Source organism: Streptosporangium sp. NPDC048047 (genome assembly GCF_040653115.1).
Lineage (GTDB): Bacteria > Actinomycetota > Actinomycetes > Streptosporangiales > Streptosporangiaceae > Streptosporangium.
The window spans coordinates 75,721-100,926 of record NZ_JBEZNH010000013.1; the positions used below are offsets into that span (position 1 = coordinate 75,721).

General features: G+C 73.8%; 23 protein-coding genes and 3 tRNA genes. 10 read left to right on the forward strand and 16 right to left on the reverse strand.

Going from position 1 to position 25,206, the window contains the following annotated elements; translation table 11 throughout:
- Window positions 1-148 precede the first annotated feature (148 nt).
- Both AB0D67_RS14310 and AB0D67_RS14315 read left to right on the forward strand, forming a co-directional pair.
- The gene (locus AB0D67_RS14310) at window positions 149-1,396 is read left to right on the forward strand and encodes a sensor domain-containing protein (RefSeq protein WP_362934058.1); all 1,248 of its coding nucleotides are present in this window, start codon (window positions 149-151) and stop codon (window positions 1,394-1,396) included.
- Entirely contained in the window at window positions 1,387-2,034 is a 648-nt protein-coding gene (locus AB0D67_RS14315; RefSeq protein WP_362934062.1) for a response regulator transcription factor, read from the forward strand. Before AB0D67_RS14310 ends, AB0D67_RS14315 begins: the two co-directional genes overlap by 10 nt.
- 2 nt (window positions 2,035-2,036) lie before the next feature.
- On the opposite strand, the gene AB0D67_RS14320 is transcribed toward AB0D67_RS14315, so the two are convergent.
- The gene (locus AB0D67_RS14320; RefSeq protein ID WP_362934065.1) at window positions 2,037-3,101 is read right to left on the reverse strand and encodes a glycohydrolase toxin TNT-related protein; all 1,065 of its coding nucleotides are present in this window, start codon (window positions 3,099-3,101) and stop codon (window positions 2,037-2,039) included.
- Between the two features lie 304 nt (window positions 3,102-3,405).
- A complete protein-coding gene (locus tag AB0D67_RS14325; RefSeq protein WP_362934068.1) occupies window positions 3,406-3,831 on the reverse strand; it encodes a heme-binding protein in 426 nt (141 codons plus the stop codon).
- A gap of 214 nt (window positions 3,832-4,045) precedes the next feature.
- On the opposite strand from AB0D67_RS14325, the gene AB0D67_RS14330 reads away from it, so the two are divergent.
- Window positions 4,046-5,083 (forward strand): phosphotransferase, encoded by a 1,038-nt coding sequence (locus AB0D67_RS14330; RefSeq protein WP_362934071.1) that lies wholly within the window; start codon window positions 4,046-4,048, stop codon window positions 5,081-5,083.
- A gap of 74 nt (window positions 5,084-5,157) precedes the next feature.
- Here the strand turns inward: AB0D67_RS14330 and AB0D67_RS14335 are convergent, their stop codons facing one another.
- From AB0D67_RS14335 to ureA, 4 genes are all read right to left on the reverse strand, one after another.
- Window positions 5,158-6,987 carry a tetratricopeptide repeat protein gene (locus tag AB0D67_RS14335; RefSeq protein ID WP_362934074.1) on the reverse strand — a complete coding sequence of 610 codons (1,830 nt, stop codon included), beginning with the start codon at window positions 6,985-6,987 and terminating at the stop codon, window positions 5,158-5,160.
- A gap of 334 nt (window positions 6,988-7,321) precedes the next feature.
- Entirely contained in the window at window positions 7,322-8,311 is a 990-nt protein-coding gene (locus tag AB0D67_RS14340; RefSeq protein ID WP_362934321.1) for an agmatine deiminase family protein, read from the reverse strand.
- A gap of 128 nt (window positions 8,312-8,439) precedes the next feature.
- On the reverse strand, window positions 8,440-10,089 hold the full coding sequence (locus tag AB0D67_RS14345; RefSeq protein ID WP_362934077.1) for an urease subunit alpha: 1,650 nt from the start codon (window positions 10,087-10,089) through the stop codon (window positions 8,440-8,442).
- On the reverse strand, window positions 10,086-10,844 hold the full coding sequence (gene ureA / locus AB0D67_RS14350) for an urease subunit gamma (protein ID WP_362934080.1): 759 nt from the start codon (window positions 10,842-10,844) through the stop codon (window positions 10,086-10,088). Before ureA ends, AB0D67_RS14345 begins: the two co-directional genes overlap by 4 nt.
- A gap of 64 nt (window positions 10,845-10,908) precedes the next feature.
- Between ureA and AB0D67_RS14355 the strand changes: the two genes are divergently transcribed.
- The gene (locus tag AB0D67_RS14355) at window positions 10,909-11,502 is read left to right on the forward strand and encodes a TetR family transcriptional regulator (protein WP_362934083.1); all 594 of its coding nucleotides are present in this window, start codon (window positions 10,909-10,911) and stop codon (window positions 11,500-11,502) included.
- Between the two features lie 110 nt (window positions 11,503-11,612).
- Here AB0D67_RS14355 and AB0D67_RS14360 read toward each other — a convergent pair whose 3' ends face one another.
- A complete protein-coding gene (locus tag AB0D67_RS14360) occupies window positions 11,613-12,275 on the reverse strand; it encodes a HAMP domain-containing sensor histidine kinase (RefSeq protein ID WP_362934086.1) in 663 nt (220 codons plus the stop codon).
- 236 nt (window positions 12,276-12,511) lie between these two features.
- Here AB0D67_RS14360 and AB0D67_RS14365 point away from each other — a divergent pair, with 236 nt between their 5' ends.
- Entirely contained in the window at window positions 12,512-12,988 is a 477-nt protein-coding gene (locus tag AB0D67_RS14365; protein WP_362934089.1) for a response regulator, read from the forward strand.
- On the opposite strand, the gene AB0D67_RS14370 is transcribed toward AB0D67_RS14365, so the two are convergent.
- Entirely contained in the window at window positions 12,985-13,644 is a 660-nt protein-coding gene (locus AB0D67_RS14370) for a response regulator transcription factor (protein ID WP_362934092.1), read from the reverse strand. The two genes, AB0D67_RS14365 and AB0D67_RS14370, sit on opposite strands and share 4 nt — an antisense overlap.
- A 155-nt stretch (window positions 13,645-13,799) precedes the next feature.
- Here AB0D67_RS14370 and AB0D67_RS14375 point away from each other — a divergent pair, with 155 nt between their 5' ends.
- The gene (locus tag AB0D67_RS14375) at window positions 13,800-15,197 is read left to right on the forward strand and encodes a GAF domain-containing sensor histidine kinase (protein WP_362934095.1); all 1,398 of its coding nucleotides are present in this window, start codon (window positions 13,800-13,802) and stop codon (window positions 15,195-15,197) included.
- A 34-nt stretch (window positions 15,198-15,231) separates the two neighbouring features.
- On the opposite strand, the gene AB0D67_RS14380 is transcribed toward AB0D67_RS14375, so the two are convergent.
- The 7 genes from AB0D67_RS14380 to AB0D67_RS14410 form a co-directional block, all read right to left on the reverse strand.
- Window positions 15,232-15,900, reverse strand: a complete 669-nt coding sequence (locus tag AB0D67_RS14380; RefSeq protein WP_362934098.1) for a response regulator transcription factor — start codon at window positions 15,898-15,900, stop codon at window positions 15,232-15,234.
- 3 nt (window positions 15,901-15,903) lie between these two features.
- The gene (locus AB0D67_RS14385; protein WP_362934101.1) at window positions 15,904-17,157 is read right to left on the reverse strand and encodes a sensor histidine kinase; all 1,254 of its coding nucleotides are present in this window, start codon (window positions 17,155-17,157) and stop codon (window positions 15,904-15,906) included.
- A complete protein-coding gene (locus AB0D67_RS14390; RefSeq protein WP_362934104.1) occupies window positions 17,151-17,873 on the reverse strand; it encodes an ABC transporter permease in 723 nt (240 codons plus the stop codon). Before AB0D67_RS14390 ends, AB0D67_RS14385 begins: the two co-directional genes overlap by 7 nt.
- Window positions 17,870-18,586, reverse strand: coding sequence for an ABC transporter ATP-binding protein (locus tag AB0D67_RS14395; protein WP_362934107.1), 717 nt, complete (start codon window positions 18,584-18,586; stop codon window positions 17,870-17,872). Before AB0D67_RS14395 ends, AB0D67_RS14390 begins: the two co-directional genes overlap by 4 nt.
- 235 nt (window positions 18,587-18,821) lie before the next feature.
- Window positions 18,822-18,893, reverse strand: a tRNA-Val gene (locus tag AB0D67_RS14400).
- Between the two features lie 13 nt (window positions 18,894-18,906).
- Window positions 18,907-18,977: transfer RNA gene (locus tag AB0D67_RS14405), tRNA-Cys, on the reverse strand.
- 26 nt (window positions 18,978-19,003) lie between these two features.
- Window positions 19,004-19,075, reverse strand: a tRNA-Gly gene (locus tag AB0D67_RS14410).
- Window positions 19,076-19,313: 238 nt separating this feature from the next.
- Between AB0D67_RS14410 and hutH the strand changes: the two genes are divergently transcribed.
- Window positions 19,314-20,861 carry a histidine ammonia-lyase gene (gene hutH, locus AB0D67_RS14415; RefSeq protein WP_362934110.1) on the forward strand — a complete coding sequence of 516 codons (1,548 nt, stop codon included), beginning with the start codon at window positions 19,314-19,316 and terminating at the stop codon, window positions 20,859-20,861.
- Window positions 20,862-20,999: 138 nt separating this feature from the next.
- Here hutH and AB0D67_RS14420 read toward each other — a convergent pair whose 3' ends face one another.
- The gene (locus AB0D67_RS14420) at window positions 21,000-22,283 is read right to left on the reverse strand and encodes an NAD(P)-binding domain-containing protein (RefSeq protein WP_362934113.1); all 1,284 of its coding nucleotides are present in this window, start codon (window positions 22,281-22,283) and stop codon (window positions 21,000-21,002) included.
- Between the two features lie 58 nt (window positions 22,284-22,341).
- On the opposite strand from AB0D67_RS14420, the gene AB0D67_RS14425 reads away from it, so the two are divergent.
- Genes AB0D67_RS14425 through AB0D67_RS14435 form a run of 3 tightly spaced genes read left to right on the forward strand, consistent with a single transcriptional unit; the run spans window position 22,342 to window position 25,131 of the window.
- The gene (locus tag AB0D67_RS14425; RefSeq protein WP_362934116.1) at window positions 22,342-23,277 is read left to right on the forward strand and encodes a LysR family transcriptional regulator; all 936 of its coding nucleotides are present in this window, start codon (window positions 22,342-22,344) and stop codon (window positions 23,275-23,277) included.
- A 4-nt stretch (window positions 23,278-23,281) separates the two neighbouring features.
- Window positions 23,282-24,301 carry a chorismate-binding protein gene (locus AB0D67_RS14430; protein ID WP_362934119.1) on the forward strand — a complete coding sequence of 340 codons (1,020 nt, stop codon included), beginning with the start codon at window positions 23,282-23,284 and terminating at the stop codon, window positions 24,299-24,301.
- Window positions 24,301-25,131 carry an aminotransferase class IV gene (locus tag AB0D67_RS14435; RefSeq protein ID WP_362934122.1) on the forward strand — a complete coding sequence of 277 codons (831 nt, stop codon included), beginning with the start codon at window positions 24,301-24,303 and terminating at the stop codon, window positions 25,129-25,131. The genes AB0D67_RS14430 and AB0D67_RS14435 overlap by 1 nt, the downstream gene beginning before the upstream one ends.
- Window positions 25,132-25,206: the final 75 nt, after the last annotated feature.

Sequence of the window (25,206 nt, forward strand, 5' to 3'; positions counted from 1 at the left end):
CCTCCCGCGCGGCCCCCGCCCGGCGCAGTGACGCCCGCAGCAGTCTTCGGGTGCGGGCCGCCTCCGCACCCGGGGTAGGGCAGGCCCCACCCCCGCACACCTGCACACCGGCTCGATCGGCGATGTCCCCGCACCTACCGTTGGCCCTATGAGACCGCTCCTGCGCCGGGCCGGCGCCGACACCCGCTACCTGCTCGCCGGCTTCCCCATTTCGATCGTCTTCTTCTCCCTCATGGTCGCGGGCTTCGCCGCGGGGGTGGGCACCGCGGTGGTGTGGATCGGCGTGCCGATCCTCGCCACGACGCTGCTGGCGGCGCGCGGGCTGGCCGACACCGAGCGGAGGATGCTGCCGGAGGTGCTCGGCCGCCCGCTGGCCCGGCCCCGCTACCGGCCCGCCCCGGAGGGCGCCGGGCGGCTGCGCCGGATCGTCAACCCGCTGACCAGCGGGCAGTCATGGCTGGATCTGCTCTACGGCATCGTGTCCTTCCCCGTCGCGATCGTGACCTTCGTCTTCACCGTGACCTGGTGGGCCGGCACGATCACCGGGCTCACCTACCCGATCTACGGGTGGATCCTCGCCGTCATCCCGGGCAATCATGGGCTGCCCGAGCTGCTCGGGCTGGGCGACGCCGTCTGGGTGGAGGTGGCGTTCAACACCGGCATCGGCGTGCTGTTCGCCCTCACCCTGCCGCTCGTCCTGCGCGGCTGCGCACTGGTCCGGGCCGGGCTGGGCCGGGCGATGCTGGTCAGCGTCGCCGAACTGCACGAGCGCATCGACGACCTGGCCGAGGGGCGGGCCGCGGCGGTGTCGGCGGAGGCCAACGCCCTGCGGCGGCTGGAGCGCGACATCCACGACGGGCCGCAGCAGCGCCTGGTCTCCCTGGCCATGGACCTGTCCCGGGCGCAGCGCCAGATCAAGCGCGACCCCCAGGCGGTCGAGCAGATGCTCGGCCAGGCCATCACCTCCACCCGCGAGACCCTCGACGAGCTGCGCGCCCTGTCGCGCGGCATCGCGCCGCCGATCCTCACCGACCGGGGCCTGGCCCCGGCGCTGGCGGCGCTGGCCGGCCGTTGCACGATCCCCGTCGAGCTGGACGTCCAGGTGACCGGGCGCTTCGCCGCCGCCATCGAGAACACCGTCTACTTCGTGGTCGCCGAGTCCCTGGCCAACGCCGCCAAGCACAGCCACGCCACGGTGTGCTCGGTCACGCTGGCGCGGACCGGCGGCGTCCTGATGCTCACGATCGGGGATGATGGGGTCGGCGGCGCGCACGTCGCCAAGGGACACGGCCTGTCCGGCCTCGCCGACCGCCTGAGGGCGGTGGACGGGGAACTGACGGTGGACTCACCGGTGGGCGGGCCGACGGTGATCGTGGCGGAGGTTCCGTGCGGGTAGTGGTGGCCGATGACGCCGTGCTCATCAGGGAGGGCCTGATCCGGCTGCTGGAGGAGTTCGGCTGCGAGGTCGTCGCCGCGGTGGGGGACGGCGACGCCCTCGTGCGGGCCGTCGTCGAGCACCGGCCGGACGTCTCGGTGGTGGACGTGCGGATGCCGCCCGGCTTCACCGATGAGGGGCTGCGGGCGGCGGTCGAGGCCCGCCGCCGGGTGCCCGGCGCGCCGGTGCTGATCCTGTCGCAGTACGTCGAGGTGTCCTACGCCGACGACCTGCTCGCCGACGCCAGGGGAGCGGTGGGATACCTGCTCAAGGACCGCGTCGTGGACGTGGACGACTTCATGGGCGGCCTGCGCGCGGTGGCGTCCGGCGGGACGGTCTTCGACCCGCAGGTGGTGTCCCAGCTGATGGTACGGCGCCGCCGCGACGACCCGCTCGGCTCCCTCACCCCCCGCGAGCGCGAGGTGCTGTCCCTGATGGCGGAGGGGAGATCCAACCCCGCCATCGGACGGCACCTCGTGATCAGCGAGGGGGCGGTGGAGAAGCACATCCGCAACATCTTCGCCAAGCTCGGCCTGTACGCCGAGGACGGCGACCAGCACCGCCGCGTCCTGGCGGTGCTGGCCTATCTGCGTTCCTGACGTCAGGCCGGCACGTAGAACGGCTCCAGGTAGCCGTTGGCGACCAGCCAGCTCACCGGCAGCTCCGCCGGGACCTGCGGCGCCTCGGGGATGTACTTGCTGAGCAGGTGGTACTGGACGCCTCCGCCCCGCAGCTGGAACGCCGGGGCCGCCGGGCCCGCGTCGACCCGGAACGACTTCAGCACGGTGTAGGCGTGGTAGCTGCACGGGAACTCCGGCGCCGCCGGGAAGGTGTTGAGGTTGCTCGGGGGCAGGGCGCGCCCGACGTAGGAGCCGCCGAAGGGCGCGAGGAACGAGCCGCCCTCGCCGCCGAAGCGGTCGAGCTTCCGGCCCACGGGCAGCGTCACGGTCGTGACCAGCGGCCTGCCGTTGGGCCAGCCGCCGGAGGTGGCGAAGCCGAAGTACGGCGGGTAGCGGTAGAACCCGGTCGTCTCGTCCTGGTAGCGGTAGAGGAACTTCCACGGCGGCAGTCCGCCCAGCGGGGTGTAGCCGCGCAAGATGCTGCCGAGCAGCCCCCTCCTGGGCAGGTACACCGGCCCCAGCTCCGGCTTGTCGGCGATGTACGGCGGGCCGCAGAGCTGCCGCGGCTGCGGGCCCGGCGGCGGGCCGGGCGGCGGGCCGGGCCTGACGCCGGGTTTGGCGCCGGGCGGCGGTACGGGCCAGGTCCCGGTGCCGGCGGCGTTCGCGCCGGCGACGGCCGGTGGGGCCTGGACGGCATCCGTCCGCGGCGCCGGCACGGTCACCGGCGCCCGGTCCGCCCGCGGCGCGGCCGCCTCGGCCGGGGCGCCGGGCGGGACGGCCGGGACCGAGGCCGGGGACATGGTGTCCGTGGCCGGTCCGGAGCGCGGAGCCGCGACCGGGTCCGCGCACGGGACGCCGGGGGCCGAAGCGGCCGTCCCGCCCGCCGGCCGGCCGGCCGCGGGCAGACAGTACGCCCCGCCGGGCGCGGGAGCCGCGCCCGAATGGGTGTCGTCCTGTGCCGCCGCGGCGGCGCCGGACACCGTGGCGAAGGCGCCCATGGTGCTCAGGGCGGCTGCCAGCAGCGCGCGTCGTGGTGAGTACCGCACGATTCCTCCCGAGGAATTAGCGCATGGCTGAATGGCGGCTTCGCGCCGCATCAGCGGATGAGCGGGGAAGGCGCGCGGAATACGGCCGTTCTCCCGTGACTTTTCCCGGGCCGGACCGTCCGGAGGCGGCGGCCTCTGCGCCCGCCGCCGTCCGTTCCGGACGGACGGCCGATCCGGGGCTTACCCGGCTATTCGTCAGGGGCAGTGCGTGAGAGTTAATCTAATGACAAAAGTGAGACGACATAAAGGGCTTCCGCTTGTATCGCTAATCAGTTTCCTAAAAAGCCCTGGAAGCTATTAATGGCTATACATCCCTTTTTCGGAACAGGGGGGTTCCCTCCCAGAGCGCGGCGGCGGCCTCGGCGCACGCCACGTCCTGGGCGACGGTGCCTCCGCTGACGCCGACCGCCCCGGCCACCCGCCGCTCCTCGCCGGGGTGGCGCAGCGGCACGCCGCCGCCGAAGCAGACGTACCTGTCCCCGGGGAGGCCGTACAGCTCCCCGCCGGGCCGGACCAGGCGTGCCAGGTCGGCGGTGGTCATCCGGTGGGCCACCGCGGTGTACGCCTTGCCCGGGGCCAGCGTCACCCCGGCGATCTCCGCCCCGTCCATGCGCTGGAAGGCCACCAGGTGGCCGCCCGCGTCCACCACGGCCACCGAGACGAGGGCGCCCTCACGCCCCGCCTGCCGAACCGACGCCTCACACATCCGCAGCGCGAGTTCGATGTTCACCGGGCTCCTTCGGCCGTGGCACCCTTTTGCGGGACAATTCGGTTTGTATCCGCCACCGCCCGGCGGTGCAAGATCCCATACGGGATCCGAAGCCTTCGCCGCGCGGCTCCCGCGCACCGCCAGGTCCTGTTTCGTGGATCTTCGCCGTGGCGAGGGGCCGCCTGGGCGACCGCGGTAGGCGAAAGATCCACAGAACAGGACCTACGGAGGATCCATGCACGACGGCCGCCCGCCGTACCCGGACCGGCCGGAGCGGGTCCACGACCTGTCGGCCGGCGACGGTGCGCTGGCCGCCGCGCACCGGGCCGCCCGCGAGGCGGCGCGGCTCCACGGGATGCCCCGCGCCGGGGTCACGCTGATCAACGTGTCGGAGAACGCCACCTTCCGGCTGGACGACCCGGACACCGGGGAGCGGTCGATCCTGCGGGTGCACCGCTCCGGCTACCACTCCGTCGCGGCGATCCGCTCCGAGCTGGCCTGGCTGGAGGCGCTCCGCGAGGAGGCGGGGGTCCGCACCCCCCGGGTGCTGCCCGCCCCCGACGGCTCCCGGGTGCTGACCGTCCCCGGCGCGCCGCCCCGCGCCTGCGTGCGGTTCGAGTTCCTGCCCGGCGCCGAGCCGCCGCGGGACCGCCTGGTGGCCGGGTTCGGGCGGCTCGGCGCGGTCACCGCGCGGATGCACCGGCACGCGCGCGCCTGGCGGCGCCCGGCGGGCTTCACCCGCTTCCACTGGGACCACGCCGCCGCGCTGGGCGCCGGGTCGCGCTGGGGCCGCTGGCAGGACGGACCCGGCGTGGACGCCGAGGCGCGCGCCGTGCTGGGGCGGCTCGACGCGGAGCTGCGCCGCAGGCTGCGCCGGTTCGGCCGGGGCCCGGACCGCTACGGCCTGATCCACGCCGACCTGCGCCTGGCCAACCTGCTGGTGACCGGCGACGGGCCGCCCAGCGTCATCGACTTCGACGACTGCGGCTTCGGCTGGTACCTGTACGACCTGGCCGCCGCGCTGAGCTTCATCGAGCACGACCCGCTGGTCCCCGAGATGATCGCCTCCTGGCTGCGCGGCTACCGGGACGTGCTGCGCCTGCCGGCCGAGGACGAGGCGGAGGCCTGGACCTTCGTCATGTTCCGCCGCCTGCTGCTGGTCGCCTGGATCGGCACCCACTCCGGCGTGGACATCGCCGCCGAGCTGGGTGCGGGCTACACCCGGGGGACCTGCGAGCTGGCCGAACGCTACCTCGGCGGCACGCTCGCCTGACCGCCGCGGGCCGTCACGGACCGGCCCCACCGCGACGGGCCGGTCCGTGACGGGCTGCGGCCCCTGCCGGGTCGTCAGTCCTCCAGCTCCCGGCGGACGTCCTCGTCGTCCGGCGCCAGTTCGAGGGCGCGCCGCAGGTCGGCGGACGCCTCCCCGGCGCGGCCCGCGGCGCGCAGCGCCATCGCCCGGTTGTACAGCAGCGCGGGATCGTCCCCCGACTCCAGCGCGCGGGTGAAGTCGGCGACCGCGCCCGCGGGGTCGCCGGTCTCGAACGCCAGAGCCCCCCGCCCGGCCCACGCAGCCGCCAGCGACGGCGCCCGCTCCAGGGCGCCGTCGAACGCGGCCCGCGCCCGGTCCGGCCGCCCCCCGGCCGCCTCGACCTGCCCCAGCGCGCACAGCAGGTACGGGTTGCCCGGATCGATCGCGAGCCCGGCCTCGACGTCGGCGCGGGCCCCGCCGTACTCGCCGAGCGCGGCCAGCAGCCCGGCCCGGTTGGCCAGCGCGTCCACGAACCCCGGGTCCAGCTCCAGCGCGTGGTCCAGATCGTCGAGGGCGCCACGGTGGTCGCCGGCGGCGAAGCGGATCTCGGCCCGGTTGTAGTAGGGCTCGGGGAACGGCGGGCCGACCCGCATCGCCGTCTCGTAGTCGGCGACCGCCTCCTCCTCCCGGCCCAGCCGGTGCAGCAGGTTGCCCCGGTCGATGTAGTAGTCGGGGTAGCCGGGGTCGGCCGCGATCACCGCGTCGAGGTCCCTGAGCGCCTCCTCCGGGCGGCCCAGCATCACGGCGAGCTGCGCCCGGTTGGCCAGCAGCACCAGCCGGTGGATCGGGTGCTCGTCCGGCCCCAGGTCGCGCCCGGCCAGTTCGACGGCCTCCTGGACCAGCTCCAGGGCCCTGGCCGGGCGGCCGAGCCGTACCTCCACCAGGGCCCTGCCGTTGAGGTCGAAGCCCAGCTTGAAAGCCCGCTCGCGCGGGTCGGGCAGCAGCGTGGAGATGGCGATCGCCTGGTTGACCCAGGCGAGCGCGGCCTCCGGGTCGCGGCGTGCCGGGTCGTGGTGGCGGACCTTCAGCATCGCGGTGGAGTAGGCGGCGGCGGCGTGGACGGCGGGGGAGACGCTCTCACGCCTGGCCCGGTCGAACAGGGCCTCGGCCTCCTCCTCGCGGTTCAGCGCGCCGAGCGCGGTCGCGGTGCTGTGCAGGAAGCGCCACCAGACCTCCGGCTCGGCGGCCGGGTCGGTCAGCGCCAGCGCGCGGGTTCCCAGTTCGGCCACCGCGTCGTGGCAGCCGGCGTCCAGGCACCATCGGACCGCGAACCGCAGCGCCTCCACCGCCCGGCGCGGGTCGGCGCCGCGCTCGCGGTGGTAGGGGATCGCGCCGAGGCGGGCGCCGACGGTGCCCTCCCGCTCCAACTCGTCGGCGAGGGCGTCGTGCTCGGCGGGGGTGAGGGCCTTCCAGGGATCCCCGGGATCCCCGAGCCCGGTCGGCTCCACGGGTCCGGCGGGCTCGCCGGTCATGACGGTCAGCGATCCCGGGTCGATCCGCCGCCGCAGCACCGCCAGCAGCTCCCGGTCGGTGGGGTCGGCCAGGTGGACGTTCTCCACCACGAGCGTGCGCGGCCCGGTCTCCGCCAGGTGCTCGCGGACGAACTCGGCGAACCCGTTGGCCAGCCGCAGCGTGCGCCGGGGGGCGTGGACCAGGATCCGCTCGGCCCGCGGCAGGTGGGCGGCGAGCGACCGGCGCCTCTCCGGGATCAGCTCGCCCATGTCGGGCGCCATGGCCCGCAGCTCGATGTCGTAGCGGGCGACCAGCTCCGGCCGGGCGGCGGGCACCAGCGCGGCGACGATCGCGCCCCCGGCGGTGTACGGCCCGCGCAGGCGCCGGTCGGCGTCGACGGGGGGCAGGAGCAATGGCGGAAGGGGCGTGTTCTCCGGCGGTGACTGTCCCCGGCTCACCGTTCTCCTCTGCGCGTTCTTCGGGAACCGGCACCCGTCTCTGGGCGCCGGTTCCACGTTTTTTCGGATTTTCCCGGCGTCAGCCTACGTGCTTGGGGCTCGCGGCCCCCGTCAGTGCCACTGTGCCGGGCTTGTGAACAATGATGAGTTTCATTGCGCGGGGCCTTCCTCGATACCAAGAACAAACCGCAAGTATTCGCACTGATCACCAAGGCTGACAAGATCTTTTTCTTATGGTGGCCGGATCAGGACACCCGCTGGACAAAAGGCCCCTGGAAGGTTCCACGGCTCACGGGCGCGGCTGCTGCTGGGTGATGCAGTGGATCCCGCCGCCGAGGGCGAAGATGGGCCGGGCGTCCACGGTCTCGATGGCGCGCCCGGGGAAGAGCCGGGCGAACACCTCCGCCGCCGCGGCGTCACGCGGATCGCCGAACGAGCACAGCAGCGCCAGGCCGTTGGCCAGGTAGTGGTTGATGTAGGAGTAGTCGACCGGCTCGCCGTCCACCTCGCGGGTCTCCGGGGCGGGCAGCTCGACGACCTCCAGCGCCCGGCCCCGGGCGTCGGTCGCCGACCGCAGGACCCGCAGGTTCTCCCGGGTCACCTCGTGGTCGGGGTGGTCCGGGTCGGGCTGGACGTGGCAGAGCACCAGGCCGGGCCGGGCGAAGCAGGCCAGCAGGTCCACGTGCCCGCCGGTGCCGTACCGGCCGTAGTCGGCGGTCAGGCCGCGCGGCAGCCAGATCACCTTCCGCGCGCCGATCCGGTCGCGCAGCTCGGCCTCCACCCGCTCCCTGGTCCAGCCGGGGTTGCGTCTCTCGTCGAGCTGGACGGTCTCGGTGACGATGACCGTGCCCTCCCCGTCGACGTGGATGCCGCCGCCCTCGTTGACCATCTCCGAGCGGAACCGCCGCGCGCCCACGCGCTCCAGTACGGCCGCCGCCACCAGGTCGTCCTTGGCGTGGGCGTGCCATCCCCAGCCGTTGAACGTCCAGTCGACCCCGGCCAGGCCGCCGGCCCCGTCCACCAGGAAGGTCGGGCCGTTGTCGCGCATCCAGCAGTCGTCCAGCGGCTGTTCCATCACCTCGACCTCCGGCGCCAGCCACCGGGCGGCGGAGTCCCGCTCGCCGGGATCGACGACCATCGTGACGGGCTCGTAGCGGACGATCGTGTTGGCCACGGCGGACCAGGCGCGGTGCGCGGCCTCAGGCCCGGCGTCGAGGGTGTAGCCGGGGACCGGCCAGGACATCCAGGTGCGCTCGTGCGGGTGCCACTCCGGCGGCATGAAGAACAACGTGGGGCTCCTTCCAGGGCGGGGACGGGGTCGTGGGATCGCGTGTCCGGACCCTCCCGGACCCTCCCGGACGGGACAGGACGGGACAGGACGGGACAGGGCAGGAGGCCCGGGGGCGGTCAGAGGAAGTACAGGCGGCTCAGCGAGACCGACTCGGCGGGCTCCGAGCGCACCGGGTCGCCGTCGAGGGTGACCAGGCCGGCCGCGTCCACCCGCACCTCGCCCAGGCGCGCGTTGCGCACCAGGTCGGCGGGGCCGATGCCGCGGGTGCCGCGCACGGCGACCCGGCGGCGGCGGGTGGTCATGCGGTCGTCGCCGGCCTCGGCGGCGGCCCGGCTGACGAACGCCACCGACAGGTCGGCGGCGGTCGCGCCGTGCGCGCCGAACTGCGGGCCCAGCACCAGCGGCTCACAGATGTCGGTGGAGGCGTTCGGGTCGCCGGTGACGCCGTAGGCGGGGAAGCCGGCCTTCAGCACGAGCTGCGGCTTGGCGCCGAAGTGGTCCGGCCGCCACAGCACGATGTCGGCCAGCTTGCCCGGCTCCAGCGAGCCGACCTCGTGCGCCAGGCCGTGCGCGATGGCCGGGTTGATCGTCAGCTTGGCGAGGTAGCGCAGCACCCGCTCGTTGTCGTGCCGCTCCGGGGCGCCCAGCTCGGCCTTCATCTTCCCCGCCATGGCGAACGTCCGGTGCACCGTCTCGCCCGCCCGGCCCATGCCCTGGGCGTCGGAGGAGGTGATGCCGATGACCCCGAGGTCGTGCAGCACGTCCTCGGCCCCCATCGTGCCGGCCCGGATCCGGTCCCTGGCCAGCGCGGCGTCCCCGGGCAGCTCGGGCCGCAGGCCGTGCACCGAGACGATCATCCCGTGGTGCTCGGCGACCGCGTCGCGGCCGAAGGGCAGCGTCGGGTTGGTGGAGGAGCCGATGACGTTGGGGACGCCGGCCAGCCGCAGCACGTTCGGCACGTGGCCGCCGCCGCAGCCCTCGATGTGGAAGGCGTGGATCGTGCGCCCCTCCAGCACGGCCAGGGTGTCCTCCACCGACAGGCACTCGTTCAGGCCGTCGGTGTGCAGGGCCACCTGCACGTCGTGCTCCTCGGCGACCCGCAGCGCGGTGTCCAGCGCCCGGGTGTGCGCCCCCATGTCCTCGTGCACCTTGAATCCGCTCGCGCCGCCCTCGGCGAGGGCCTCCACCAGCGGGGCCGCGCCGGAGGACGAGCCGCGCGCCAGGAACCCGATGTTCACCGGCCAGGCGTCGAAGGCGTTGAACGCGTGGCGCAGCGCCCACGGCGAGTTCACCCCGACGCCCCAGACCGGCCCGAACTCCTGGCCGATGATCGTGGTGACGCCGGAGGCCAGGGACGCCTCCATGATGCGCGGGCTGAGCAGGTGCACGTGGGTGTCGATCGCCCCGGCCGTGGCGATCAGCCCCTCGCCGGACACGATCGCGGTGCCGGTGCCGACCACCACGTCCACGCCGTCGAGGGTGTCGGGGTTGCCGGCCCGGCCGATCGCGTGGATCCGCCCCTCCCGGACGCCGATCGAGGCGGTCCGCACGCCCAGGAACGGGTCCAGGATCAGGACGTTGCTGATCACCAGGTCGCAGGTGTCGCGGACCGAGGCGGCCTTCAGATGCAGCCCGTCGCGCGCGGTCTTGGCGAATCCGGCGATGAACTCGTCCCCCGGCCGGTGGGCGTCGTGCTCGACCTCCACCACCAGGCCGGAGTCGCCCAGCCTGACCCGGTCGCCCCTGCGCGGGCCGTACACGCTCACCTGCCGCTCCCCTCGCCCGTTCCCGCCGGTCCGGCCGGCCGGGGACGTACGGAGCCGCCGGCCCCGCCCGCCTCCTCGCCGCCGAGATATCCGCAGGCCCGCGCCTTGTCCATGGCCCGCTCGAAGGCGCCGGGCGCGTCCAGCGGCCCGTCCACCAGCCCGGCGAACCCGATCGCCACCCGCGCGCCGCCGATGGGCGTCAGCCGGACCGTACGGCCCTCGCCCGGATCGAAGCGCACGGTCGAGCCCGCGGGCACGGCCAGGCGCCGCCCGTAGGCCGCCGCCCGGTCGAACCGCAGCCGCGGGTTGACCTCGAAGAAGTGGAAGTGCGAGGTGACGCTGATCGGCACGGTCGCGGTGTTCACCACCTCGACCTCGACGGCGTCCTCCTCCACCGGCGCCTCCCGGGGCGCCTCGATGACCGCGCCGGGGGCCTCGTCCCCGAGGGAGCCGCCGCCGAACGGGTCCGTCACCACGGCCAGCCGGGTGCCGTCGTCGAAGACCGCCTCGACCATCACCTCGGTGACGACGTCGGCCACCCCCGGCAGCACGTCGTCCGGGCCCAGCACGGCGCGGCCCGCCGCGACGGCCTCGGCCAGCCGGGCACCGTCGCGGGCGGCCTCGCAGACCGCGTCGGCGACCAGCGCGGTGGCCTCGGGCACGTTGAGCCGCAGGCCCCTGGCCTTCCTCGCCCGCGCCAGCTCCGCCGCGGTGAACAGCAGGAGCCGGTCGCGTTCCGTCGGTGTCAGCCGCACGCGATCTCCCTTAGAACGGATTTCAAACTTAGAACGGCATTCTAAACAGGTACGGTGATGAGCCATGACTGCGAAGCCGGCGCGCCCCGACGTGCGAGCCCACGTGCTGCGGGCGGCGCTGCAGGCGATCGACGAGGTGGGGCCGGAGCGGCTGCGGGTCCGCGACATCGCCGAGCGGGCCGGCATGAGCAGCGGCCACGTCATGTACTACTTCGGCAGGCGCGACCGGCTGCTCGTCTCGACCCTCCTGCTCAGCGAGGACGAGCTGGCCGAGCGCCGCACGGCCGAGCTCGCGGCCGTCGCCGACCCGCTCGAGGCGGTCCGGCGGCTGGTGGAGCTGTACCTCCCCGGCGGCGCGGGTGACGTCCGCTGGCGGCTGTGGGCCCAGATCGTCGCCCAGCCGCCCCGGGACGAGGAGACGCTGACCCGGATCGCCTCCTTCACCGGCACCTGGGTCCGCGAGCTGGCCGCCCTCGCGGTCCGGGGGGCGGGGGAGGGGGTGTTCCGGCCGCTGGACGATCCGGAGGACTTCGCCGGGCGGATCTGCCGGATCATGGACAGCCTCGCGGGCGACGTGTTGCTCGGGCTGCCCGGCCGCGACGCCGGATGGGCCCACGAGCAGGCCATGCGGGCGATCTCCCGGGAGCTGCTGCCCTGAGCGGGCCTCGAACGTGTGCGGGTCCGCCGCGGCACCGGAACGCGCGGCGGACCCGGATGGGGGCGGAGGGGGAGCCGGCCGTACGGCAGCTTGGGCCGTCCGCCAGGCGGTCACGTACGGACGGCCAGGGGAAGCCGGAGCACGAAGCGCACCCCGCCGGCGGCGAAGTCCTCCGTCCGCAGGGTTCCCTCATGGGCATGCGCGATCTCACGGATGACCGCCAGACCGAGAACGTGGTCATGGCCGGGATCCGGGTGGGTGAACGGTGCGAGGACCCGTCCCCGGCCCGCCTCGGCGCCGCCCGGCCCGTCGTGGGCGATGGACAGTTCGGCATCGGCCCCGTCACGGACGATCTCGATCAGCACGCCGCTTGCGGCATGCCGCTGGGCGTTGTCGAGCAGACATCCGATCGCCAGGGAGAGCCGGCAGGGCACGGCGTTCACGAAGATCCCTCGGGGCAGCCACGCGTGCACCGGCCATCGGCCCGTCCGCCGGAAGAGCTCGACACGGACCAGATCCGCCAGGTTCACGAGTTCGCGGCCGGCCGATCCCTCCACCGGCCGGGTCTGCAGCAGGAGATCGGAGAGGACGGCCTGCAACCGGTCCACGTTGCACAGCGCGCGCTCCACCAGCTCGGCGAGGCCGGTCTGCTCCGGATGCAGCCTCGCCTCCTCCAGCTCGGCCCGCAGCCCCGCGAGGGGAGTACGCAGATCGTGCGAGGCATCGGTGAAGAGCCGCCGCAGTTCAGACGGGTACGGCTGCCGGAGCGGCACACCGTCGCAGAGACCTTCGCCTCGGGCCGACAGTGGGTCGGGAGTCCCGGTGTGTGGACGGGCTTTCCGTGACATGGCGATCATCTCCCTGCGTTCGAAGCCTCCACCACTCACTGTCACCCGCCGTACGGCCACCGTCATCGCGGCCAGCCCCCAACCTGCCCTCATGCCACCGGGGCCCCGATATACCTGCTGGCTGCAATGCCTTCGGAGCCATCCGCCGGGATTCTGGAAGAGTGGTATTGCGATGTCTGGTCGTCGATGACGACGACCGCTTCCTCACCCTCGCCAGGGAGATCCTGGAGGGCGGAGGGATCACGGTCGCCGGTACGGCCCGCGCCGGCGCGGAGGCTCTTCGCCTGTTCGCCGACCTCGCACCGGATGTCGTGCTGGTCGACGTCCACCTGGGCCCGGAGCGCGGGATCGATGTGGCGCGCCTGCTCGCCGATGCCGGTGGCGGAGCCGGGCCGGGGAACCGGGCGGTGGTCATCCTCGTCTCGGTGTACGGGGAGGAGGATCTCGCCGGCCTGGCGTCGGCCGGACCGGTCACGGCGTTCCTCCCGAAGGCCGACCTCTCCGCGCAGGCGGTCCGCGCCGTCGTCGCGGCCAGGCGGGATGGGGGAGGCGCTGCCGCCCCTCTGGGGGGCGGGGCCGGGGCGCCTCCGGGTATCCGGGCCTTCCGGGAAGGGCTCCGAGGCCGGGGGGAGCCCTAACGGGATCCGAGGAAGGCGACCACCGCCAGGACCCGCCGGTGATCGTCTCCCGTATCGGGCAGCCGCATCTTGGTGAGGATGGCGCGCACGTGTTTCTCGACGGTCCCCTCGGTGATCCACAATCGGTGGGCGATGCCGGCGTTCGAGCGGCCCTCGGCCATCAGGGCCAGAACCTCGTGCTCGCGCGCGGTCAGTCGCTCCAACGGGTCCTCCCGGTGGCGGGTCGCGAAGAGTTCCCGCACCAGGGCGGGATCGATCACCGAGCCTCCACCGGAGATCCGATCGATCGCCTCGATGAAGTCGGCGACGCTGGCCACACGGCTCTTGAGCAGGTAGCCGACGCGGCTCCCGGCGGACAGCAGCTCCATCGCGTGCTCGACCTCCGCATAGGCCGACAGCAGGAGGACCCCGGTCTCGGGAAAGGTCTCCCGGATCGTCCGGGCCACCTGTAGGCCCTCGGTGGTGTGGGTCGGAGGCATCCGGATGTCGACGAGAGCGACGTCGGGCCGGGACGCGACGACGGCGGTCATGAGCTCCTCCGCGTCCCCTGCCTGGGCGACGATCTCGAATCCCTCGTGCCGCAGCAGGCTCGCGATGCCCTCCCGGAGCAGCACGTCGTCCTCGGCCAGCGCTATTCGCGTCTTCCGTCCGCTCATCGCACCGTCGTCCTCACAACGCCTTGCGGTTCGTCGCGGTCACCGCCAAGCGTACGGTGCCCGGGACGGGGGCCGTCATGCGGCCGACCCTCGCCAGACCGCCTGCCACCTGCGCATACTCCAGGAAGCGCCGGTCGGGGAGGTAGGGTGGCCATGTGCTCGCGGGTGTGAGGTCGCCGCCGTCCCGCACGAAGTCTCCGTCCTGGGCATCGGGGCTCGTGGTCGGTCTCTCCTGCGTCGCCGCCGCGACGGCGGGTTTCGCCGCCGGTCGCGTCCACCGCCGGGCGGCGGCCAAGTCGGCGGATGCGAACGAAGGCGGAGCCGCCGACTGCAGGCGGGCGAGCTGCGAAGAGCTCCGCCACATCGCGGTGGAGCAGGCCGCCCTGCGCCGGGTCGCCACCCTCGTCGCGCACGGGATCTCCTCGCGTGAGCTCTTCAGTGCTGTCGCGGGTGAGATGGGCCGCATCGTGGGGGCCGAGCACGTCATGGTGAACCGGTACGAGCCGAACGGCATGCTGACCGTCGTCGGGCTGTGGAACGGCGGGGCCGAAGGGGACGGCTCCGCGGACGCCGGGCGCCGGGCGCCCGATGACCTGTCTGCGGACCATGACCCGATCCACAGGGGCACGCGCCTGCCGATCAGGAAGGGGACGACGTCCGAACTGGTGCTGCGTACCAGGCGGCCCGGCCGGGTCACCGACTTCCGCCGCGTCGACGACAGGTACCGGTGGATACGGGGCCGGATGATCGGCTCGACGGTCGGGGCGCCGATAACGGTCCAGGGCCGTCTGTGGGGGGTCATGCTCTCGGTGTCGACCGCCGCGGAACCGCAGCCCCCGGAGACCGAAGCCCGCATGATGGACTTCACCGAGCTCATGGCCATCGCCATCGCCAACGCCGAGAACCTCGCCGAGATCTCCGCCTCCCGGGCGCGGATCGTCGCGGCAGCCGACGAGACGCGCCGTCGCATAGAGCGGGACCTTCACGATGGGATACAGCAGCTGCTCGTACGGCTCGCCCTCGAACTGCAGGCCGCCGTGGCCGTCGTGCCGCACGGCCGTGAGGAGATGAAGGCGCGGCTGTTCCGCGTGATCGACGGTCTGGCGGACGCGCTGGAGGACCTGCGGGAGATCTCGCGCGGCCTGCACCCGGCCGTTCTGTCCGAGGCCGGGCTCGGACCGGCCCTCAGGACGCTCGCGCGCCGCTCCGATCCCCCGGTCGAACTGGACGTCGGCGTGGAGGGGCGGCTGAACGACAGCGTCGAGGCGGCGGCCTACTACGTCGTGTCGGAGGCGCTGACGAACGTGACGAAGCACGCGCACGCGTCGCGGGTCCGCGTGGGTCTGCACCAGGTGGGGGCGACGGTGCGGGTGTCCGTCGTCGACGACGGGGTCGGCGGGGCGGACCCCGGCCTGGGCTCGGGACTCACCGGGCTTCGCGACAGAGTCGAGGCGCTGGGGGGCGGCATGAGCCTCAGGAGCCCGGAAGGGGGAGGGACCACGTTGGTGGCCGAGATCCCTCTTCGCCCCGTCGGGGCGCCGCCCGAGAGCTGATCGTCGCGGGACCGGCGCGCCGCTCCCGCGACGATCAGCCAGCGGCGCCCGGCCCGAGCAGGCCGTTCTCGTACGCCGCCGCCACCGCCGCCGCCCGATCGTTCACCTCGAGTTTGGCGAAGACGTGCAGCAGATGCGTCTTCACCGTGGCCTCGGTGACGAACAGTCTCGAGGCGACCTCGCGGTTCGTCGCGCCACGGGCGACGAGCCCGAGCACCTCCAGCTCCCGGCGGCTCAGCGCCCGAGGTCCGGACGCCCGTGGCCCGGTCGCGTGCGGGCCGCACGCGCGCGCCCGGTCCGCCAGCACACCCGCCACGGTGGCCGACAGCACCGTCTCGCCCCGGGCCGCCGCCCGTACGGCGCGGCACAGTTCGGCGCGCGGGGTGTCCTTGAGCAGGTAGCCGGTGGCGCCCTGCTCTATGGCGGGCAGGACGTCGGTGTCGTCGTCGAAGGTGGTCAGGACCAGCACGCGGACGCCGGGCGCCTGTTCGCGGAGCCGCCGGATGACCTCCGCGCCGCTCATCTTCGGCATGCGCAGGTCCAGGAGCACGACGTCGGGGGCGGTCCGCAGGGCCACGACGAGCGCCTCCGGCCCGTCGGCCGCCTCACCGACGACCTCGAAGGCGTCGTCCCCGGCGAAGATCCCGCGCAGTCCGTCACGGACGACCGGGTGGTCGTCGACGATGACCAGACGGATCGGCATGTCTCACCGCGCCTTTCCGGAGCGGCCGGACGATTCCGGATCCGCGCCCGCGGGGATGGCCGGAACGGTGGCGGAGATCCCCGTCCCCTGGCCGGGGGCCGTCTCGACCTCGAAGGCGCCGGCCAGACGGATGATCCGCTGGCGCATCGCGATGAGGCCGAAGCCGCTCATCTGCGAGGGGTCCGTCGCCCCGGGAACGAAGCCGGAGCCGTCGTCGCGCACGTCCAGCACCGCCACATCCTCCATGTAGGACAGGGTGAGGCCGACCCGGGTGGCCGAGGCGTGCTTGCCGACGTTGGTCAACGCCTCCTGCGCCACCCGCAGCAAGGTGATCTCAACTTCCGGATGCAGCGGCCGGGGGTCGCCGGTGACCGACACGGACACGGGGACGCCGGCGGCCCGTGACCATTTCCCGGCGACGTCGTGCAGGGCGGCGACGAGCTGGGCCTCGTCCAGCGGCGCGGGGCGCAACGCCTGAACCGAGCGCCGGGCGTCGTTCAGGCTCTCCCTGGCCAGGGCCCGCACCGTGTCCAGGCGCGCGCGGACGGCGGATGCGTCACCGATCACGGCGTCGGCGGCTTCGAGCTGGGTGATGACGGCGGCCAGCCCCTGGGCGACGGTGTCGTGGATCTCCCTGGCCATCCGCTGCCGCTCCGCGAGTACGCCGGCCTCACGGGCGCTGGTCAGCAACCGGGCCTGCAGGCTCGCGTTCTCCTCCGCGAGGGCGGTCAGTTCGGCCCCGGCCTCCCGCAACCTCGCGATCATCACCTTGCGGTTCTCGTTCTGCTCGCGGACGGCCTGGCCGACCAGGCCGATCGCGGAGGCGACCAGCAGCGCGGCGAGGAAGGCGAAGAGCATCTCGCCCGGGGTCCGTTCATGCCCCGGACGGGCGACGACCAGCACACCGGCCGTCGCGGCCACCCCCGCGTACGCCCACCACCCCGGGATCAGGGTGAAGGACTGGACGAACATCACCAGGGCCGTCACCGTGAACAGCGTGTCGATCCTGATCAGCATCCCGATGACGGCGAGCATCACGACGAAATAGACGATCACCGCCGCCGGCCGTCCGGTCCGGCCGGGGCGTGACGTGACCATGAACCAGTGCCAGGCCGCGGCGAGCAGCACCAGGAACGGCACCTCCGGCCTCCAGCCCCGCGGCAGGGAGAAGACCGCCGGAAGCAGGATGAACAGGTACGGCAGGGCGATCCAGACGCGATCCCCCCGTGCGACGGTGGGATCGTCGGCCGCTACCACCGGAACGCCCGGAGGGCGACACCGCCGGCGACGATCGATATCGCGACCATGACGCCCAGGGTAACCGGGGAGGTCGCGCCACCGGCCCAGCCGTCACGGATCGCCCGCACGGCGGGGGCCATGGGGGTCAGGTCACCGATGGCACGCATCGAACCGGACATGGTCTCGCGGGGGATGACCGCGCCGGAGACGAAGCCCATCGGGAAGAAGAGGCTCAGTCCGATCACCGTCGCGGTGCGGCCGCCGGGGGCGAGCGCGCCGACGAGGAGGCCGATGGAGCCGAGGCTCAGCGCGCCGAGCGTCCACGCCAGCAGGACGCCCGCCGCGTTCGCGGGCGCCGCCAGTCCGTAGAAGGCCAGGCCGGCGACGACCAGCAGCGCCGTTCCGAGCGCGGCCAGCAGCATGTGGGCGGCCCACTGGGCGGCGAACAGCATGGTGGGCGAGGCGGGGGTGGCACGCAGCCTCTTCAGCACCCGGCGTTCCCGGTACCCGGCGAGGGTGGCGGGGAGGATGACCAGCGCGGCCAGGCCGATGACGAAGACGCTCAGCATCGGCACCGTGGCGTCGACGGCCGGCAGGCCGCCCGGCAGCGGCCGGCCGGTGCGCAGCTTGACCCACAACATGATCGCGGGGAAGGCCAGGGCGAAGAACGCCGACATCGGGTCACGCGCGATCAGCCTGAGTTCGACCGCGATGACGTGCGCGGCGCCCTTCACGCGCCGTCCCCTCGGGTCAGCGCGAAGTACGCCTCGTCCAGCGAGCCGGATCGCCCCTGTGCGATCAGCTCGCACGGGGTGCCCGCGGCGATGACCCGCCCGCGGTCGATGACCGCGAGACGGTCGCACAGCGCCTCGGCCTCGTCCATGAAGTGGGTGACCAGCACGACGGTGACGCCGCGTTCGCGCATGGCGCGGATCAGGCCCCAGGTCGTACGGCGGGCGGCGGGGTCCAGACCCGTGGTGAGCTCGTCGAGGAAGACGACCTCGGGGTCACCGACCAGGGCCAGCGCGATGAACAGCCGCTGCTTCCAGCCGCCGGACAGGCTCGCGAAGCCGTGGCGTCTCTTCGCCGTCAGCCCCCACTCGTCCATGAGCGTCCGCCAGTCGGCGGGCTCGTCATAGAAGGAGGCGTACATCCGTAGCGCCTCATCGACCTTGATCGCGTCGGGCAGGGCCGCCTCCTGCAGCTGGGCGCCGACGCGCTGCAGCAGCGCACGCCGATCGGTCCGCGGATCCAGTCCCAGCACCCGCAGGGTGCCGCCGTCCCGGTCCCGCAGTCCCGACGCGCACTCCACGACCGTGGTCTTCCCCGCCCCATTGGGGCCCGCGATGCCGAAGATCTCGCCGCGCTCCACCGTCAGTGAGACGTCCTCCACCGCCCTGACGGCCCGGTAGCTCTTCCTCAGGCCCTCGATCTCGATGACTGTCATGCTCCGAGGGTCACCGAGGGGCGGCGTCCCCGGAATCCACCGAACGGTTGATGGGGGAGACCTCCGGACCCGGGCCGGCGGAGCACTCGCCGCAGGCGGGACCGTGTGCCCGGAGGCGGTGCGCCTGCCGTGGGTGCTCCGCGGAGGTGCGGTCGCCGGGGTGTGCCCGGCCGCGGTGCGTCGCGGCTCCGGAAAACAGAAGACCCCAGGCCGCCGGCCTGGGGTCTCTCCTGGGTGGACGATACTGGGATTGAACCAGTGACCTCTTCCGTGTCAGGGAAGCGCTCTCCCGCTGAGCTAATCGTCCTCGTCGAAGCCAGAGGTGGAGACGGGATTTGAACCCGTGTAGACGGCTTTGCAGGCCGTTGCCTCGCCTCTCGGCCACTCCACCGAGTGGGGGCCCGCAGGCCCCTTCCGAGCGGAAGACGGGATTCGAACCCGCGACCCTCACCTTGGCAAGGTGATGCTCTACCACTGAGCCACTTCCGCGTGCGACTCCCGGGCCGAGGCCCGGTCTCACGGGTAGAACTCTAGCGAATGGCGGCCGACTCCCCAAACCGGAGCGCGCCGGGGCCCAGGAAAGAGGGCCTTCCGGCTCCCTGAATGAGGCACTCCGGCGAGTGGTGGAAGACGGCGGACCGGGTGACGATGGCGGGGCGGCCACCTCCGCTTGTAAGGGTCTAACATCACATACACCAGTTACCATCCACCGCGAGAGAGTGACACCATGCGCGACAACGAGGTCGTGAACGTCGGGACCGAGCCGCTGAGCTTCGACGACGTCGTCAAAGTGGCCCGGCACGGGGCGACGGTGCGCCTGACCGACGACGCCGTGGCGGCCGTGGCCGCGGCCCGTACCCGGGTGGACGAACTGGCCGAGAGCCCCGTCCCGGCCTACGGGGTCTCCACCGGGTTCGGAGCCCTCGCCACCCGGCACATCGAGCCCTCGCTGCGCGCCAGGCTCCAGCGCTCCCTGATCCGCTCGCACGCCGCCGGGTCGGGGCCCGAGGTGGAGACCGAGGTCACCCGGGCGCTGATGCTGCTGCGCCTGCGCACCCTGGCCACCGGCCACACCGGCGTGCGCCCGAAGACCGCCAAGGCGCTCCAGGGCCTCCTCAACGCCGGCATCACCCCCGTGGTGCACGAGTACGGCAGCCTCGGCTGCTCCGGAGACCTGGCCCCGCTCTCCCACGTGGCGCTCACGATCATGGGTGAGGGCGTCGTCCGTGACGCCTCCGGGCGGCTGACGGACGCCGCCGAGGCGCTGAAGCAGGCGGGCGTCGAGCCGGTGGAACTGGCCGCCAAGGAGGGCCTCGCCCTGGTCAACGGCACCGACGGCATGCTCGGCATGCTGATCCTGGCCATGGACGACCTCACCCGGCTGTTCCGCGTCGCCGACGTCGGCGCGGCCATGAGCATCGAGGCGCTGCTGGGCACCGACCGCGTCTTCGCCGCCGACCTGCAGGCCCTGCGCCCGCACCCCGGCCAGGCCGCCAGCGCCGCCAACCTCCGCGCGCTGCTGGCCGGATCGCAGATCATGGACTCCCACCGGGACGGCACCTGCACCCGCGTCCAGGACGCCTACTCCCTGCGCTGCGCCCCTCAGGTCGCCGGGGCCGCCCGCGACACCCTGGCGCACGCCGCGTCGGTCGCCGCCCGGGAACTGGCCTCGGCGATCGACAACCCGGCGGTCCTGGCCGACGGCCGGGTGGAGTCCAACGGCAACTTCCACGGAGCCCCCGTCGGATACGTGCTGGACTTCCTGGCCATCGCCGCCGCGGACATGGCGAGCATCTCCGAGCGCCGCACCGACCGCATGCTGGACGTCGCCCGCAGCCACGGCCTGCCGGCCTTCCTGGCCGACGACCCCGGTGTGGACTCCGGCCACATGATCGCCCAGTACACCCAGGCGGCGATCGTCTCCGAGCTCAAGCGCCTCGCCGTGCCCGCGAGCGTGGACTCCATCCCCAGCTCCGCCATGCAGGAGGACCACGTCTCCATGGGCTGGTCGGCCGCCCGCAAGCTGCGCCGGTCGGTGGACGGGCTCACCCGGGTGCTGGCGGTGGAGATCCTCACCGCGGCCCGCGCTCTGGACATGCGGGCGCCCCTGCGGCCCGCCCCCGCCACGGCCGCCGTGGTGGCCTGCCTGCGCCAGGCGGTCTCCGGCCCCGGACCCGACCGCTTCCTCGCGCCGGAGATCGAGTCGACGGTCCGGCTCGTGGCCGACGACTCGGTCGTCGCGGCGGCCGAGACGGTCACCGGCCCCCTGGCCTGAGCCCCGCCGTCACCCGGGACGGGTGGCGGCCGGCTCACCGGAGCCGTCAGACGGCCGGGGCGCCCCGGTCCGCCGCCCCCGCGCGCGGCCGGAGGCGTCCGCCCGGCCTGCCGTACCCGGTGTGGCCCCGCGGGCCGGTCACCGCTCCGCGGGCAGGGCGGCGATCACCTCCACCTCGATCATCAGCCCCGGCCGGAACAGCCGCGACACCTCCACGGTGGTGCTGGCCGGAGGCTCGCCGGTGATGTACCGGGCACGGACCACCGCGTACTCCAGCAGCCTCGACATGTCGGTCAGATGGGTCCGGATGTGGGTGACGTCGTCGAACGTGCAGCCCTGGTCGGCGAGGATCCGCGCCAGCAGTTCCATCACGTGCTCCGACTGGCGGGTCATGTCGTCCTCGCCGACGACCCGTCCCTCTCCGTCCAGCGCCACCTGCCCGGAGACGAACAGCAGGCCCGCCGCCTTCGTCGCGTGCGAGTAGCGGCCGTTGGTGGCCGGTACCGACGCCGGGTTCACCTTCGCCACGCCCCTGCTCGGCCTCACCCCTCCGGCGGTGGCGGCATGATCGAGGACGTCCGCGCCGCCCGCCGTACGGTCCTCCGTACGGCCGGCCGCCCGTAGGTGACCGAAGACCGCCGTCAGGTCGGCGCCGCCCAGCCCCGCCGCGGCCGCCTCCAGCAGCCTGTCCCTGGCCGCCGCCGTGATCGTCCCCGTCGCGGGGGACGCCAGCGTCAGGTCCTTGGCGGCCAGCCCGAGGGTGTAGCGGGTCTCGAAGGGGCCGTCGCTCTCGGCCGCGGGCCGCACCCGCTCGACGAGCCCGCCCAGCGGGGTGCCGCCCAGCACGTCCAGCAGCACGCCGGGGTCCACACCGCCGGCCTCCGCGCGGGCCAGGGTCTCGGCCAGGAGCACCTGGGCGGGGACCAGCGCGCTCATCACCGCCACCTTGAGCGCGGCCCCCGCGCCCGGCCCACCGGCCTCCCGGACCCGGCCGAACACCTCCAGCACCTCACGGCATCGCGCCAGGTCCTCCGGCGCGCCGCCGGCGAGCACGGTCAGCGTGCCGTCCCGCGCGGGCCCCACGCTGCCCAGCACCGGAGCGTCCACCAGGCCCACCCCCGCCGGGAGCAGCGCGCGGAGCCCGGCCACCGCCTCCGGCCCGATCGTGGACATCTCCGCCACCAGGGTCCCCGGACGCAGACCGGGGAGCGCCTCGGTGAGCACCCCGCGGACCGCCTCGGGATCACTGAGCATGGTGACCACCAGCTCCGCCTCCGCCACCGCCGCGGCGGGGGAGCCGGCGACGGCCGCCCCCTCCAGCGTGCGGGGGGTGCGGTTCCACACCGTGACCTTGTGCCCGGCCGCGACGAGGCGGCCGGCCATGGGGGCGCCCATGCGCCCCAGACCGAGGAAAGCAATCATGGGTGTCACCGTACGGACGCGCGTGCCATTCCACCAGCGACTACATTTCATGTCATCCATGCGTAGGAGGAATGTGTTCGACACCGACGCGCTGCGCCTGCTGGACGCCGTGGCCGCCACCGGCTCGTTCACCGCGGCCGCGGCCCGGCTCAACTACACCCAGTCGGCCGTCTCCCGGCGGATCGCCGCCCTGGAGACGCAGGCGGGCGGCCCGCTGTTCGACCGCCTCGCCCGGGGCGTCCGGCTCACCCCGGCCGGGCAGGCGCTGCACCACCACGCCCGGGTGGTGCTGAACCGGCTGGCCCGCGCCGAGGAGGAACTGGCCGGCATCCACGGCGGGCACCGGGGCACGCTGCGCGTCGGCGCGTTCGCCACCGCCAACGTCGCACTGGTCCCCGGCGCGCTGCGCGCCTTCGCCGACCGCTTCCCCGACGTGGCCCTCATGCCCGTCGAGGGCCCCAGCGGCGGCCTGCTGCGCCGGATGCGCGAGGGGGAGCTGGACGTCGCGGTGGTCAGCGACTACCCGGCCGGCCTGCCCTACGACGAGGACGTGGAACTCACCGGGCTGGTGGAGGAGGAACTGCTGGTCGCGCTGCCCCGCGGGCACCGGCTGGCCGGGCTGGAGGTCGTCGACCTGCGCGAGCTGCGCGAGGAGACCTGGATCGAGGCGCCGCCGCCCGGCGGGACGACCCTGCTCGCCCAGGCGTGCGCCCGCGCCGGCTTCGCCCCCCGTGCCACCGTCAGGATCGCCGAGTGGACCGGCAAGTTCGGGTACGTCGCGGCGGGGCTCGGCGTCACCCTGGTGCCGGCCCTGGCCGCGCCCGCCGTACCGGCCGGCCTGGTGCTGCGCTCCCTCGGCGGGTCCGCCCCGCGCCGGACGGTCTCCACCGCCCTGCCCCGCACGCCCCTGCCCGCGGCCCGCGCGCTGGTGCGGCTGCTCACGGAGACGGTGGAGACGGTGGGACGGCAGCCGCACGCATCAGCGGGACAATAGCCGCATGCACGACTCGTTCGCCCACGCCGGGGGGTTCCTGGCCACCCGGCTCCGCGACGTCACCACCGACGTCTCCGCGCTCGACGGCGAGGGCTGGTGGGCCGTCGTGCTCGACTACGAGGGCAAGGTCACCTGCGCGCGGTTCGACGACGTCCGCCGTGCGCCGCTGCCCGCGCCCCGCCGCCCCTGGCACGGCCCCGCCCCCTCGGCGTGGCGCAGCTCCCTCGACCGGGCCGCCTACGAGGAGGGGGTGCGCCGCATCCGCGCCCGCATCGAGCGCGGCGACGTCTACCAGGCCAACCTGTGCCGGGTGCTGACCGCGCCGCTGCCCGGGGACGCGGACCCGCTGGCGCTGGCCGTACGGCTGGCCGAGGGCAACCCCGCCCCGCACGCCGCCACGGTGTGCCTGCCCGGCCGCAGCGTGGTGTCGGCCTCCCCGGAGCTCTACCTGTCGCGGGACGGAGACGTGGTCGAGTCCAGGCCGATCAAGGGGACCGGCGCCACCGCGGACGACCTGCTGGAGAAGGACCGCGCCGAGAACGTGATGATCGTCGACCTGGTCCGCAACGACCTGGGCCGGGTCGCCGAGGTCGGCTCGGTCACCGTGCCGGCCCTGTGCGAGGTCGAGGAGCACCCCGGCCTGGTGCACCTGGTCTCCACGGTCCGGGCCCGGCTCGCCCCCGGATACGGCTGGCCGGAGCTGCTGACGGCGACGTTCCCGCCCGGTTCGGTGACCGGCGCGCCCAAATCCACCGCGCTCGGTGTCATCGATGAACTCGAACCCGAACCGCGGGGGCCCTACTGTGGTGCTGTGGGCTGGGTCGACGCCGACCGGGACCGGGCGTCGCTGGCCGTGGGCATCCGCACCTTCTGGATCTCCTCCGGCGAGATCCGCTTCGGCACCGGCGCGGGCATCACCTGGGGCAGCGATCCACGACGCGAATGGCACGAGACCGAGTTGAAGGCCGCGCGGCTGGTCGCGCTCGCCTCCACATCCGGTTCGGCAGGTTCAGGAGGAAACTGATGAACACCCCCGTATGGGTCAACGGGAAACTCGTTCCGGCGGACAGCGCCACGGTGTCGGTCTTCGACCACGGGCTGATGGTCGGCGACGGCGTGTTCGAGACGATCAAATGCGTGAACGGCGTCTCCTTCGCGCTCACCCGCCATCTCGACCGGCTCCGGCTCTCCGCGCAGCGCATGGACCTGCCCGAGCCCGACACCGAGGCGATCGCCGAGGGCGTGCGGGCCTGCCTCGCCGAGGCCCCCGCCTGGCCGCTCGGCCGGATCCGCGTCACCTACACCAGCGGCCCCGGGCCGCTCGGCTCCGACCGCGGCGACCAGGGCTGCACCGCCGTGGTGATCGTCGGCGAGCAGAAGCCCTTCCCGGCCGCCGCCGACGTCACCGTCGTGCCCTGGCCGCGCAACGAGCGCGGCGCGCTCGCCGGGGTGAAGAGCACCTCCTACGGCGACAACGCCAAGGCCCTCTCCTACGCCAAGGCGCGGGGCGGCGGCGAGGCGATCTTCGCCAACCTCGCCGGGAACCTCTGCGAGGGCACCGGGAGCAACGTCTTCATCGTCCGCGACGGACGGCTGATCACCCCCACCCTGGCCTCCGGCTGCCTGGCCGGGGTCACCCGGGCGCTCACCCTGGAGTGGTGCGGCGGCACCGAGGAGGACGTCCCGCTGTCGGCCCTCCACGAGGCCGAGGAGGCGTTCCTGACCTCCACCACCCGCGACATCCAGCCCATCCGCGCGGTCGACCAGACCGTTCTGCCGGCCGCGCCGGGCCCGATCACCTCCAAGGCGATGCGGGTCTTCGCCGAGCGGGGCGCCGCCGACCTCGACCCGTGATCCGCCGCCGGGCCGCTTCCGGCGGCCCGGCCGCGACGCGTCCGGTTCCCGGGGGCGCCGCCGTACGGCGGCGCC

What these genes read in the sequence shown, in the direction of transcription:
- AB0D67_RS14370 (WP_362934092.1), bottom strand. Translation starts at nt 13,644, where the DNA reads ATGAGCGGACGGAAGACGCGAATAGCGCTGGCCGAGGACGACGTGCTG.
- AB0D67_RS14355 (WP_362934083.1), top strand. Translation starts at nt 10,909, where the DNA reads ATGACTGCGAAGCCGGCGCGCCCCGACGTGCGAGCCCACGTGCTGCGG.
- AB0D67_RS14425 (WP_362934116.1), top strand. Translation starts at nt 22,342, where the DNA reads ATGCGTAGGAGGAATGTGTTCGACACCGACGCGCTGCGCCTGCTGGAC.
- AB0D67_RS14435 (WP_362934122.1), top strand. Translation starts at nt 24,301, where the DNA reads ATGAACACCCCCGTATGGGTCAACGGGAAACTCGTTCCGGCGGACAGC.
- AB0D67_RS14340 (WP_362934321.1), bottom strand. Translation starts at nt 8,311, where the DNA reads ATGCCGCCGGAGTGGCACCCGCACGAGCGCACCTGGATGTCCTGGCCG.
- AB0D67_RS14310 (WP_362934058.1), top strand. Translation starts at nt 149, where the DNA reads ATGAGACCGCTCCTGCGCCGGGCCGGCGCCGACACCCGCTACCTGCTC.
- AB0D67_RS14330 (WP_362934071.1), top strand. Translation starts at nt 4,046, where the DNA reads ATGCACGACGGCCGCCCGCCGTACCCGGACCGGCCGGAGCGGGTCCAC.
- hutH (WP_362934110.1), top strand. Translation starts at nt 19,314, where the DNA reads ATGCGCGACAACGAGGTCGTGAACGTCGGGACCGAGCCGCTGAGCTTC.
- AB0D67_RS14395 (WP_362934107.1), bottom strand. Translation starts at nt 18,586, where the DNA reads ATGACAGTCATCGAGATCGAGGGCCTGAGGAAGAGCTACCGGGCCGTC.
- AB0D67_RS14420 (WP_362934113.1), bottom strand. Translation starts at nt 22,283, where the DNA reads ATGATTGCTTTCCTCGGTCTGGGGCGCATGGGCGCCCCCATGGCCGGC.
- AB0D67_RS14430 (WP_362934119.1), top strand. Translation starts at nt 23,282, where the DNA reads ATGCACGACTCGTTCGCCCACGCCGGGGGGTTCCTGGCCACCCGGCTC.
- AB0D67_RS14380 (WP_362934098.1), bottom strand. Translation starts at nt 15,900, where the DNA reads ATGCCGATCCGTCTGGTCATCGTCGACGACCACCCGGTCGTCCGTGAC.